This is a genomic window from Burkholderia cepacia complex sp. TUM26381 (genome assembly GCF_057439935.1).
Map to the genome: position 1 here is coordinate 889,704 of NZ_CM172007.1, position 12,149 is coordinate 901,852.

Here is a 12,149-nt window from a genome sequence, read left to right on the forward strand (position 1 = left end):
CGCCGGTCAACGCACCTTTGCGCCGGGCGCCTGCCCGAACGACGGCTGCCTGCGCCGCAGAAAGTACGCCGCGACGATCGCGAGCGCCGTCGACACCGTGAACCAGAACTGGAAGCGCGAATCCGGGTTGAACGCCTGCGACCCGAGCACGGCGACGAGCGCCAGCAGCGCGACCCAGTTCGACACCGGATAGAACCACGCGCGGAACGCGGTCGGGTCACGTTGCTCGTGCTTCATCTGCCGGCGCATCGCGAAGTGCGCGACGATGATGAAGATCCACACGATCATCACGAACGCGCCGCTGCTCTTCGCGAGCATCAGGAACAGGTCGCCGCCGCTCACGAAGTGAATCCCGAGGATCGACACGCAGATCGCGAGGCACAGCACGAGCGCGTTCATCGGCACGCCTTTCGCGTTGGTGCGGCCGAACATCGCCGGTGCGTGACCACGCTGGCTCAGCGAGAACAGCATGCGCGAGTTCGAGAACAGGAACGAGTTCATCACCGACATGAACGACACGAACAGCACGACCTTCATCGCGACGGCCGCGCCCGTGAAGCCCGCCATGCTGAACAGCGACACGTAGGGCGATTTCAGGTTGGCCTTGTCGGTCCACGGCATGCACAGGATCAGGATCGACACCGAGCCGACGTAGAACACCATCACGCGCACGATCACGCTCTTGATCGCGCGGATCACGTTCTTGCTTGGATTTTCCGATTCGCCCGCGGCTACGGCCGCGATCTCGCTGCCGCCGAGCGAGAAGATCACGACCATCACGCCGGCGAGCACGGGCGAGATGCCGTTCGGCATGAAGCCGCCGTGATCCGTCAGGTTCAGGAGCCCCGGTGCGGGAATGCGCGGCTGGAAGCCGAGCAGGATCGATGCGCCGAGCGCCATGAACACGATGATCGTCGCGACCTTCGCGAACGACAGCCAGTATTCGGCCTCACCGAACGAGCGCACCGAGTACGCGTTGCTCGCGATCAGCGTGACGAGCATGAACAGCGCGCCACCCCAGATCGGCAGCCACGGCAGGAAATCGTGGAGGATCGCGCCGAGCAGGATCGCCTCGACGGTGATCGTCATCATCGACTTGAACCAGTACAGCCAGCCGACTGCGAAGCCGGCCCATTCACCGAGATAGCTGCTCGCATAGGTGGAGAACGATCCGCTGTCGGGATTGCGCGAGGCCATTTCGCCGAGCATGAACATGACCAGCGTGACGATCACGCCGCCGATCAGGTATGACAGGATCGCCGCGGGGCCGGCCGTTGCGATGATGGCGCCGGAGCCGACGAACAGGCCCGCGCCGATCACGCCGCCAAGCGCGATCATCGTGATGTGCCGTTGCTTGAGGCTTTGCCTCAAAGAATTGTCCTGCATCTCCTACCTCTAGTTATTGTTGGCCGGGAACGCATCGGGCGGCGCGGCGGCAACGTTCTGCCGCCGCAGGGGCGCCGATGTCGGGGGAGCGTGTGTGACGCGATGTGCGCGGCCGCCGGCGGTGAATCGGAATGACGGCCACGGTGCGCCGGTCGGTGCCCGCGAGAGGGCGATGACGACGGCAACACCGGATTGTGGGCGGACACCGCCGCGACGGCAAACGAGATATGCGAAAGACATCTTGCGGTTTGCTCATCAATTGCCGGTTCGTCCATGCCCGCGTCGACATGAACTACATGAAGGCGCGGCGATGGGAGCAGCGGCGGTCTCTCGATATCGTTGCATTCACGCGGTGACGTCGGCAGGTTCGGCGGTGGCCGCGTCGACGACAACGCATCGATGGAGACACGTATGACGCCTACCCAGGTCGTGCCGCTGACGCGGTCACGCGCGCCGGTTCCGCCCCGCCATTGCACGTTCGACGTGCGCGATTGGGAAATCCTGAGCCGCTACTGGCATCCGGTCGCATTCGCGAGCGACGTGACCGACCGTCCGCTCGCCGTGACGCTGCTCGACGAGCGCGTCGTGCTGTTCCGTTCCGGCGGCGCGATCGTCGCCGCACGCGACGTATGCCCGCACCGCGGCGCGCCGCTGAGCCGCGGCTGGGTGGTCGACGACCGGCTCGTGTGCCCGTATCACGGCCTCGAATACGCGGCGGACGGCAAGTGCGTGCGCATTCCGTCGCAGCCCGACGGCCCGATTCCGGAGCGTCTGTGCCTGACGACCTACGCCGCGCGGCAGGCGTACGGACTGGTGTGGGTGTCGCTGGGCGGCGGCGAACTGCCGCTGCCGGATTTTCCCGCGTGGGACACGGCGGGCTTCCAGCAGATCCTGCCGCCGTCGATCGATATCCAGGCATCGGCCGGCCGGCAGACCGAAGGCTTCATCGACGTCGCGCATTTCGCGTGGATTCACCACGAGAGCTTTGCCGACCGCCGCAATCCGGTCGTGCCGCAGTACTCGGTGGAACGGCGCGACAACGGCCTGCACGCCGAATACGTCAGCACGGTCAGCAACTTCCCGAAGTCGATGCAGCATCGCGCGCCCGACGGTTTTCTGTGGCGGCGCGTGTTCGAGGTCGACGTGCCGTTCTTCGCGCGCCTCACCGTGCATTTTCCGGAAGGCGGCCGGCTCGCGATCCTGAATGCGGCCAGCCCCGTTTCGGCGCGCCTCACGCGCCTGTTCGTGCCGATCGCGCGCAATTTCGATCACGACCTGCCGCTCGATGACGTCTATGCGTTCAATCGCCAGGTCTTCGAGGAAGATCGCGAGATCGTCGAGCAACAGTGCCCGGAAGATCTGCCGATCGACCGCGCGCACGAAGCGCCGATCCTCGCCGATCGGTCGTCGGGCGCGTATCGGCGCGCGCTCGGCGAACTCGGGCTCGGCCAGGCTTATGCGCGCTGAACCGCCCACGGGAGAGACGATGAAGATCTGGGAATGCGTGATTTGCGGGTTTCGATACGACGAGGCGGAAGGCTTGCCGCAGCACGGAATCGCGCCCGGTACGCGCTGGGAAGACGTGCCGGACGACTGGATGTGTCCGGACTGCGCGACCGGCAAGCACGATTTCGATATGCAGGTGGTGCCGGCATGAATGCAAACGCAACCTCAGGGAACCCGGGCGACCCGGTCGTCATCGTCGGCACGGGCCTCGCCGGCTATACGGTGGCGCGCGAGTGGCGCAAGCTCGACGGCGACACGCCGCTCGTGATGATCAGCCGCGACGACGGGCGTTTCTATTCGAAACCGGCGCTGTCGAACGCGCTTGCGCAACGCAAGACGCCCGACCAGCTGGCGATGGCCGATGCGCGGACGATGGCGGACCAGTTGCGCGCCACGATCCGGACGCAATGCACCGTGCGGCGGATCGATTCGACGAAGCACGCGATCGTGCTCGACGACGGGGACGTGCAGCGTTATCGCGCGCTCGTTCTCGCAACCGGCGCGGACGCGCGGCGGGTGCGCTGCGAAGGCGAGGGTGCGGACGATGTCCTGTCGATCAACGACCTGGCCGACTACGCGCGTTTTCGCGGCGGGCTGCGCGACTGCCGCTCGGTCGCGATGCTCGGCGCGGGGCTCATCGGCTGCGAATTCGCGAACGACCTGGTGGCGGCAGGGCTGACGGTCACCGTGATCGACCCGGCGGACGCGCCGCTGTCGCGGCTGCTGCCGGCGGAGGCCGGGCGCGTGTTCGGGCAGGCGCTGAGCGACGCGGGCGTGCAGTGGCGACTCGGCACGGGCGTGCAGTCGATTGCGCGTCTTGCACGCGGGTACCGGCTTGCGCTGACGGACGGCGGGCAGGTCGAAGCCGATCTCGTGATCTCGGCGGTCGGACTCGCGCCGAGAATCGCGCTGGCGCGGGACGCGGGGCTCGACGTCGCGGACGGGATCGTGACCGACGCATGGTGTCGTACCAGCGCACCGGACATTTTTGCGCTCGGCGACTGCGCCGCGATCGACGGGCGTGTCCGGCCCTATGTGCTGCCGATCATGCACGCGGCCCGCGCGCTCGCGCTGTGTCTGCACGGCACGCCGACGCGCGTGGCCTTTCCGGTGATGCCGATCGTCGTCAAGACACCGGCGATTCCTGCGGTGGTCGTCGCGGCGGACGGTGGCGGCCGCTGGACCACGGAGGTCGGGATCGGCGATGCGCCGCACGCGACGCGTGCGCTTTGTGCGGATCCGGATTCCGGGCGCATCACGGGCTTTGCGCTGCTCGACGCGGCCACGGCGGAAAAAGCCGCGCTGCTGAAGACGATGGCCGGCGACGCGGCGAACTAGCCCGCGCGTCGCGCCGGACCTGACAGGGCGCTTCTCCAGATGCGCCTTCGACAGGCAGCCTCTTCGCTGACCGACCCCTGTCGCGGACGCGACCCGCACGATGATGCGCGGATCCGTTCGTTCTTCGCCGCGAGCGTTTGCTCGCGGCTTTTTTGTCTGTCAATGCGGATGGCGGGCGCTTTCGGGCACCAGCTTTTTCGCGACGCCGGACACGAGGCGCCGCAACCAGACTGCGGCGGCGCTGCGATGCGTGCGGTCGTGCCAGAGCTGGTAGTAAGTCAACGCCTGCGGCGCGCACGGAATCGGCTCGATGCGCAGCGGCAGCAGGCTGCAGGAGTGCATCGCGAGCGTGCGCGTCGTCGTGAACAGCAGGTTCGAGCGCATCAGCACGTACGGCGCCATGCCGAAATAGGGCATCGTCGTCGTGACGTTTCTCGACAGGCCGCCGCGCGCGAGTTCGCGGTCGATCGTACCGAGCCCGGTCGCATGATGGGTGGTCACGCCGAGATGATCGGCTTCGCGGTAGACATCCGCGGTGAGCCGGCCGGGCCGGATCGGGTGATCGTCCCGCAGCACGCACACGAGATCGTCGCGGCACAGCGGCTGCAGATGCAGTTGCTGCGGTGGCGTGCTCCAGTTGCCGACCGCCAGGTCGAGCGTGCCGCTTTCGAGCGCGTGTTCGTATCCGCCGTCCACGGTCATCAGGTGCTGGAACTCGATGCGCGCGCCCGGCGCCTCGTGCTTGAACGCATCGACGATCGCGGGCAGGAAGAACACGTCGAGATAGTCGGGGGAGCCGATGCGGAACGTGCGGCGCGTTGTGGCAGGATCGAACGTGCTCGCGGGATTCAGCACGGCCGCGATGCCGGCGAGCGCCTGGTCGAGCGGCTCGACGAGCGTGAGCGCATGACTGGTCGGCACCATCCGGCTGCCGCTGCGTACCAGCAGCGGATCGCCGGTGATCGCGCGCAGCCGTCGCAATGCGACGCTGATGGTCGGTTGCGATTGCCCGAGCAGGACCGCGGTTCGCGAGACGCTCGATTCGGTGATGAGCGTATGAAGAATCTTCAGAAGATGTGCGTCGATGACGTATCGGGACATGCCGGCTGCCGTGGGGGATCGTTCACCGATGTATACGCAGCGATATTTCGACCGTCAATCGAGCGAATCGCCGAGGCCGCTCGGGAGGCCCTTGCGCGGCGGGCCTCATAACGGATCGGATATCGCGTCTATGTTCGCGAAGCCATGGCGGCGGAGCGGATGCCGGTGCGCCGGCGCCGGCCGTTTCAGCGTCAGATCGGCTTGACGAACAACCCGACGGTCAGCACGACACCGATGCAGACGATCCCGATCCGCAGGACGCGTTCGTTCACGCGATGCAGCGCCCACGTGCCGAGCAGCCCGCCGACGATCGCGCCGCCGCCGAGCGCGAGCGCCGAGCCCCAGTGCAGGTGCGGCGAGGTCACGAACAGCACGACGGCCGATGCGTTCATCACGCCGGCGAGCGCGTTCTTCGTCGACATCGCGTGACGCGGAGACAGGCCGGCCATCGTCAGCACGGCCATCATCAGGAAACCGAGCCCGCCGCCGAAGTAGCCGCCGTAGATCGCGATCATGAACTGCGAGATCGCGGCGGGGACGGTGCCGAGGTGCGCCGCGCCTTCGCGCGGCTTGCGGAAGAAGCTGCCCCACGCGAACACGATCGTCGCGAACAGCACGAGCCACGGCACGAGGCGCGAGAAGATCGACGACGGCGTCTTCAGCAACAGCAGGCCGCCCAGCGCACCGCCGATCACGCTGATCACGAACAGCGCGCGAAACGACAGCTTGCCCGCGCCGCGCACCATTTTCCGGCTCGCCCAGCCCGTCGTGACCTGCGCGGGAAACAGCGCGACCGTCGACGTGATGTTCGCCGCGAGCGGCGACATGCCCGACACGATCAGCGCGGGCAGCGTGACGAACGAGCCGCCGCCGGCGAGGGTGTTCTGCAGGCCGGCCCAGAGGCCGGCAAGGATGACGAGAGCGAGCATCGGTGCGCAACGGGAAAGGTGGCGGGCTCGCTTGCCGTAAACGGGCAAACGCGGCGGACGCACGATGGTAATGCAGGATCGCGGTTGCGGGAAACGGTTGCCGGGACGATGCAGCGGCCACCGTGCGTCGGATCGGCGCGCAACACGAACGTGCGGAGCGGTGTCGGGGTTCATGCCTACACGCACGCAGGCGCGCGCGGGCAGGGCGGATACGTCGCGCCGGCCGTATTGTCGAGCAATGGCGATCGAGTCGAAAAGGGGGCTGGACGGGCAATCAAACGGATTTTCCCGGATCGCAGGGACGCACGCGCAAATTGCCCGATCGGGATTTGTTTTGTGAAACGGGCGAGTGATAAATCGGAATGCCGGTGTCAATGTCAATAGAGGAGTTTAAAAGTTCTGTCATTCGGTCGCGATGCGCAGAATGTGCGGTACCGCACCCGGAATCGGCGCGGGCGGGCCGCGCCTGGCGTGCCTGGCGCAGGCTTTGCTTCGCCGGCCTGCGCGAGGGATTCGTGGGTCGGCGCAATTGAATCGGTTAGTTTTATTGTTCATTCGTGCGCATCATTTCATTTAAATCGAATGTGCATCGCATCGGGTTGCGATTTATTGCAGCGCGGTGCACAATCGTTCACAAGTGCAATAAATCCGCAGCGGATTTTCTCAGCGGCACAAATCCTCCCCGCCATTCACCGCACGCCTCTTCGGCGGACGCACGGTCGTGCGTCAAGCTCGGCGGCGCGACTGCCGATTTCCGGTCTAGCGCGATCACGGAGCACATACGCCCGAGGCACGATGCCGTTGGCCCATCGGCCGGCCAGTTCCGACAGCACAGCATGGGCGCAACATGGCGACTTCCATTGACCTCAATCTTCTTGTCGTTCTGGACGCATTGCTGTCCGAGAACAGTGTGGTGGGCGCGGCCAACGCGCTCGGCCTCAGTCCGTCCGCACTCAGCCGCTCGCTCGCGCGGCTGCGGGTGATGACGGGCGATCCGTTGCTGGTGCGGGCAGGGCGCGATCTGGTCCCGACCCCGCGTGCGCTCGAGTTGCGCGACCGGGTGCATGCGCTCGTCGTGGAAGCGCACTCGGTCATGTGTCCGTGCGAGCGGGTCGACATGAGCACGCTCAAGCGCACGTTCTCGATCCGCGCGAACGAGGCGTTCGTCGAAACGTTTGCGCCGGCGCTGCTCGAGCATGCGTCGCGCACGGCGCCCGACGTGCGGCTGCGCTTCGCACCCAAACCCAACAAGCATGTCGATGCGCTGCGCAACGGCGACATCGATCTCGAAGTCGGCGTGATCGGGCAGGCCGGACCGGAGTTGCGCGTGCAGGCGCTGTTTCGCGACCGTTTCATCGGCGTGGTCCGCATGGATCATCCGCTCGCGACCGGCGAAGTCACGCCGGAGCGCTTCGCGTCGTTTCCGCAGGTGAGCGTGTCGCGCCGCGGGCAATTCCACGGCCCGATCGACGCACTGCTCGAATCGCTCGGTGTCGCGCGCTCGGTGACCACCGTCGTGTCGAGCTTCCCGACCGCGCTGTCGCTCGCGCGCAGCTCGGATTTCGTTGCCAACGTGCCGGAGCGGCAAACCGAGCGGTCCCGCGCCGGCATGCACAGCTTTACGTTGCCGCTGGCGATCGCGGACCTGACGGTCTCGCAGATCTGGCACCCGCGTTTCGATCGCGACCCCGCGCATCGATGGCTGCGCGATTGCGTGCGCAATATCTGCGCGCCACGTGTTGCCGACACGATCGCCCGCTAGCGGCGCGCCGCTTCGATGTGACGCGTCGTGCAATGCTGGTGGCGTGCGTCAACGTCATTGATATATTGCGTGTCGTGCATCTTCCGAACCGTAAATCGATTAGGTATGCTCGATTCCGTTCGAACAACACCGGAGATAATAGGTAGGGCAGCCTTTGCTTTTGAATTCGCCGAACATTCGTGGAGCCTTTAAATAATAAATATCCAATCCGAGGGGTATGTGAATTGAGGTGAACATTGGAAATCGTGAATCTGAAATATTGGCGTCTTATTTTGGATGGGGAAACGAATGGTTCAGTTTGCGGCGAATATAGCGACTCCCGAGGATGTCACCCTCAGCATGCGTGAATGCGAAGTGTTGCGCTGGGCGGCGGAGGGGAAGACCGCGTATGAGATCGGCATCATTCTCGGCTTGACCGAGCGGACGATCAATTTCCATATTTCGAGATCGATCGTGAAGCTCAATGCGTCGAACAAGACCAACGCGGTCGTGAAAGCCGTGTTGATGGGTCTGATCGTGTTTGCATGAACGGCACCGGGGCGCCCGTCCGCGGCCTCCCCGGTTGCGCCATCAGATCGCGCCCTGGAACGACAGCACGCGCGTCCTGAACTCTTCCGGCACCGGCACGGTGGTCTTGCTGCCGTAGTCGAACATCACGTGGGTGGACACGGCCCGCGCGACCACGGCCTGATCGTCGGCCGAATCCTCGTCGGCCGTCTGCCCGTCGCGCACCATCAGGTATTCCAGTTCGAAGCTCTTCGAGCCGAAGCGCGTGACGCTGCTGCGCACCGTGATCGTATCGCCGTACTGAGCGGGCTTCAGATACTCACACGAGGTCTTGACCATGATGTGCGGCAGCTTTTCCGAATACGGCAGATCGAGCAGATCGTGCATGTAGGTCAGGTAGGCGTGCTGCAGATAATCGTAATAGACCGGGCTGCTCACATGGCCCATCGCGTCCGTCTCCCGATACTTCACGTCGATTCGGGTCTCGAAATATTTTCTTGTCATTACAGGCTCCTTGGCAGAACAGCAGGTGTGAACGTGTTTGTTCAGGAGTTAAGTTAGACGCGATCCGCATATCGGAATACTGTCGGAAATCACAGATATTCACTATGCGAAATGCCTCTGAGATAAATGACAGTATCACCATGGATTTGACCGCGCTCTAATTGCCTCCGTAAATCGGCATCCGATCAGCGAGAGTGGAGTGTTAAATGGAAAAATCCGTTGAGGCAGCGTTGACGCAAGGCGTGGCGGTGATCAGTGCGCAGCGGTTGCGCGCCGAATTGCCATGCGATCCCGGCCTGGCGCGCTCGATCGCCGATGCGCGGCGTGCATTGGCGCAGATCATCGCGGGCGAGGACGACCGGCTTGCGCTGATCGTCGGGCCGTGTTCGATCCACGACGCGGAGGCTGCGCTGGCGTTCGCGCGCCGGCTCGCGCCGCTGCGCGAGCGGTACGCCGATGCGCTCGAGATCGTGATGCGCGTCTATTTCGAAAAGCCGCGCACCACGGTCGGTTGGAAAGGACTGTTGAACGATCCGTATCTCGACGGCAGTTTCCGGATCGAGGACGGCCTGCGCGTCGCGCGCCAGGTGCTGCTCGGCATCAATGCGCTGGGCCTGCCGGCCGCGACGGAGTTTCTCGATCCGATGACCGCGCCGTATCTCGACGATCTCGTGTCCTGGGGCGCGATCGGCGCCCGGACGACCGAATCGCAGATCCATCGCCAGGCGGCATCGGGGCTCGACCTGCCGGTCGGCTTCAAGAACGGCACCGACGGCAACGTGAAGGTCGCGATCGACGCGATCCGTGCGTCGCGTGCGTCGCACAGCTATCTGAGGCCGTCCGTGGCCGGCGGCGTGGAAATCGCGACCACGCCCGGCAATCCCGACACGCACGTCGTCCTGCGCGGCGGCAAGACGCCGAACTACGACGCCGCGAGCGTCGCGGCGGCCTGCGCCGCGCTGCGCGACGCGCATCTCCCCCCGTATGTCGTGATCGACGCGAGCCATGGCAACAGCGGCAAGCAGACGCGCGCGCAGATCGACGTCTGCGGCAACCTCGCCGAGCAGCTGCATCGCGGTGAGCGCGCCATCGTGGGCGTGATGATCGAGTCGTTCCTCGTCGAGGGGCGGCAGGACGTGGTGCCGGGCACGCCGCCGGTGTTCGGGCAAAGCATTACCGACGCATGTCTCGGCTGGGAGCACACGGCCGAACTCGTCGAGCAGTTGGCTGCCGCGGTGGTTGCGCGGCGGCGTTCGCCAGCCGGCTTCATCGCGCACGGCGCCGCCGTCGCGATGCAGGCCGTTTCTTACTGAAAGGAGCTCTCTTGAACTCACCCATCGACATCGCCCGCGCGCTCGACTGGAAAGGCGACGGCGCCAGCCGCACGCCGTACGAGGCGTACACGAGTGAAGCGCTGTATCAGCGCGAACTCGAGCGCCTGTTTTACGCGAATCACTGGTGCTACATCGGCCTCGAAGCTGAAGTGCCGTCTCCCGGCGATTTCCAGCGCACGGAAGTCGGCGAGCGATCCGTCGTGATGACGCGCACGGAGGACGGCGAGATCGTCGTTTTCGAAAACGCGTGCGCGCACCGTGGCATGCAGTTTTGCCGCGAGCGCGCCGGTAACGCGAAGGATTTCCACTGCCCGTATCACCAGTGGAACTACGACCTGAAGGGCAACCTGATCGGCGTGCCGTTCCGGCGCGGCGTGCGTCAGGGCGGCAAGATCAACGGCGGCATGCCGGCGGATTTCGAGCCCGGCAAGCATGCGTTGCGGCGCCTGCGCGTGTCGACGCGCGGCGGCGCCGTGTTCGCGTCGTTCGACGAGAACGTCGAATCGTTCGAGGATTACCTCGGCCCGAACATCCTGCCTTACTACGACCGCCTGTTCCACGGCCCGAAGCTGACCGTGCTCGGCTACACGCGCCAGCGCGTGCCGAGCAACTGGAAGCTGATGGTCGAGAACATCAAGGATCCGTATCACGCGGGGCTGCTGCACACCTGGTTCGTCAACTTCGGCCTGTGGCGGGCGGACAATCCCGCCAAGCTTGTGACCGATGCGCATCACCGGCACGGCGCGATGGTGTCGATCCGCAGCGGCGGCGGCGGCGGCGAGGTGACGCACAACGTGACGAGCTTCAAGGAGCGCATGACGCTGAACGACGACCGCTTCCTCGATGTCGTGCACGAACCGTGGTGGGGCGATCCGACCGTCGTGATGCTCACGCTGATGCCGAGCGTCATCATCCAGCAGCAGGTCAATGCGCTGTCGACGCGCCGCATCCGGCCGGTCAGCCCGGGCGTGTTCGACTACGTGTGGACCCATTTCGGCTTCGAGACCGACACCGAGGAGATGACGCGGCGCCGCCTGCGCCAGGCCAATCTGTTCGGGCCGGCCGGCTTCGTGTCGGCGGACGACGGCGAGGTCATCGAGTGCGTGCAGCAGAGCTTCGAGCAAATCCAGCGCGGCAACGTCTACAACGAACTCGGCGGCCGGCAGGTCGACGATCAAACCGATCATATGGTTAGCGAAACACTGGTGCGCGGCATGTACCAGTACTGGCGCCAAGTGATGGAGGCCTGAATGAGCACGATCACGACACGAACCGACCGGCCGGCCGCCGGGCTGCACGCGGGCTTCGAGGATTTCTACGCGCTCGTCCAGCTCAATGCGCGCTATGCGGCCGTGCTCGACGGCGGCGACTGGGACGCGTGGCCGGAATTCTTCGTCGAGCAATGCCGGTACACGGTGGTGCCGCGCGAGAACCACGAGCGCAACCTGCCGCTCGCGGTGATGGATTTCGAGAGCAAGGGCATGCTGAAGGACCGCGTCTACGGCATCAAGGAGACGCTGTTCTTCGATCCGTACTACCAGCGCCACGTGATCGGACTGCCGCTCGTCACGTATCTCGACGACACGGTGATCGAGGCCGAGACGAACTACGCGGTGCTGCGCACGAAGACGGAGCAGATGAGCGACGTCTACAACACCGGGCGCTACCTCGACCGGATCGTGCGGACGCCGCAGGGGCTGCGGTTCGAATCGCGCATCTGCGTCTACGACAGCGAGATGATTCCGAACTCGCTGATTTTCCCGATCTGAACGAGGGGCAGAC

11 protein-coding genes and 1 pseudogene are annotated in these 12,149 nt (G+C 65.2%); 8 read left to right on the forward strand and 4 right to left on the reverse strand.

The window, feature by feature from the left end:
- Positions 1-6: 6 nt before the first annotated feature.
- The gene (locus ACWMMN_RS20760; protein ID WP_340624714.1) at positions 7-1,386 is read right to left on the reverse strand and encodes an amino acid permease; all 1,380 of its coding nucleotides are present in this window, start codon (positions 1,384-1,386) and stop codon (positions 7-9) included.
- 411 nt (positions 1,387-1,797) lie between these two features.
- Here ACWMMN_RS20760 and ACWMMN_RS20765 point away from each other — a divergent pair, with 411 nt between their 5' ends.
- Genes ACWMMN_RS20765 through ACWMMN_RS20775 form a run of 3 tightly spaced genes read left to right on the forward strand, consistent with a single transcriptional unit; the run spans position 1,798 to position 4,230 of the window.
- Positions 1,798-2,853, forward strand: a complete 1,056-nt coding sequence (locus ACWMMN_RS20765) for a Rieske 2Fe-2S domain-containing protein (RefSeq protein ID WP_486423878.1) — start codon at positions 1,798-1,800, stop codon at positions 2,851-2,853.
- A gap of 19 nt (positions 2,854-2,872) precedes the next feature.
- Positions 2,873-3,043: a rubredoxin gene (locus ACWMMN_RS20770; protein ID WP_059239601.1), complete on the forward strand. Its 171-nt coding sequence runs from the start codon at positions 2,873-2,875 to the stop codon at positions 3,041-3,043.
- Positions 3,040-4,230, forward strand: a complete 1,191-nt coding sequence (locus tag ACWMMN_RS20775) for an FAD-dependent oxidoreductase (protein ID WP_486423879.1) — start codon at positions 3,040-3,042, stop codon at positions 4,228-4,230. Before ACWMMN_RS20770 ends, ACWMMN_RS20775 begins: the two co-directional genes overlap by 4 nt.
- A gap of 159 nt (positions 4,231-4,389) precedes the next feature.
- Here the strand turns inward: ACWMMN_RS20775 and ACWMMN_RS20780 are convergent, their stop codons facing one another.
- Both ACWMMN_RS20780 and ACWMMN_RS20785 read right to left on the reverse strand, forming a co-directional pair.
- Positions 4,390-5,331 (reverse strand): LysR substrate-binding domain-containing protein, encoded by a 942-nt coding sequence (locus ACWMMN_RS20780; protein WP_059239606.1) that lies wholly within the window; start codon positions 5,329-5,331, stop codon positions 4,390-4,392.
- A gap of 191 nt (positions 5,332-5,522) precedes the next feature.
- Positions 5,523-6,260 carry a sulfite exporter TauE/SafE family protein gene (locus ACWMMN_RS20785; protein WP_059239608.1) on the reverse strand — a complete coding sequence of 246 codons (738 nt, stop codon included), beginning with the start codon at positions 6,258-6,260 and terminating at the stop codon, positions 5,523-5,525.
- Positions 6,261-7,107: 847 nt separating this feature from the next.
- Here ACWMMN_RS20785 and ACWMMN_RS20790 point away from each other — a divergent pair.
- Positions 7,108-8,022 (forward strand): LysR family transcriptional regulator, encoded by a 915-nt coding sequence (locus tag ACWMMN_RS20790; RefSeq protein WP_059239610.1) that lies wholly within the window; start codon positions 7,108-7,110, stop codon positions 8,020-8,022.
- Between the two features lie 318 nt (positions 8,023-8,340).
- Positions 8,341-8,550, forward strand: a pseudogene (locus ACWMMN_RS20795) (LuxR C-terminal-related transcriptional regulator); the annotation flags it as partial.
- 42 nt (positions 8,551-8,592) lie between these two features.
- Here the strand turns inward: ACWMMN_RS20795 and ACWMMN_RS20800 are convergent.
- Positions 8,593-9,033 carry an acyl-CoA thioesterase gene (locus ACWMMN_RS20800; RefSeq protein WP_059239613.1) on the reverse strand — a complete coding sequence of 147 codons (441 nt, stop codon included), beginning with the start codon at positions 9,031-9,033 and terminating at the stop codon, positions 8,593-8,595.
- A 206-nt stretch (positions 9,034-9,239) separates the two neighbouring features.
- On the opposite strand from ACWMMN_RS20800, the gene ACWMMN_RS20805 reads away from it, so the two are divergent.
- Genes ACWMMN_RS20805 through ACWMMN_RS20815 form a run of 3 tightly spaced genes read left to right on the forward strand, consistent with a single transcriptional unit; the run spans position 9,240 to position 12,136 of the window.
- On the forward strand, positions 9,240-10,346 hold the full coding sequence (locus ACWMMN_RS20805) for a 3-deoxy-7-phosphoheptulonate synthase (RefSeq protein ID WP_174992428.1): 1,107 nt from the start codon (positions 9,240-9,242) through the stop codon (positions 10,344-10,346).
- Between the two features lie 11 nt (positions 10,347-10,357).
- Positions 10,358-11,617 carry an aromatic ring-hydroxylating oxygenase subunit alpha gene (locus tag ACWMMN_RS20810; RefSeq protein WP_059239615.1) on the forward strand — a complete coding sequence of 420 codons (1,260 nt, stop codon included), beginning with the start codon at positions 10,358-10,360 and terminating at the stop codon, positions 11,615-11,617.
- Entirely contained in the window at positions 11,618-12,136 is a 519-nt protein-coding gene (locus ACWMMN_RS20815) for an aromatic-ring-hydroxylating dioxygenase subunit beta (RefSeq protein ID WP_059239617.1), read from the forward strand. It abuts the gene before it with no gap.
- The last annotated feature ends 13 nt before the right edge of the window (positions 12,137-12,149 follow it).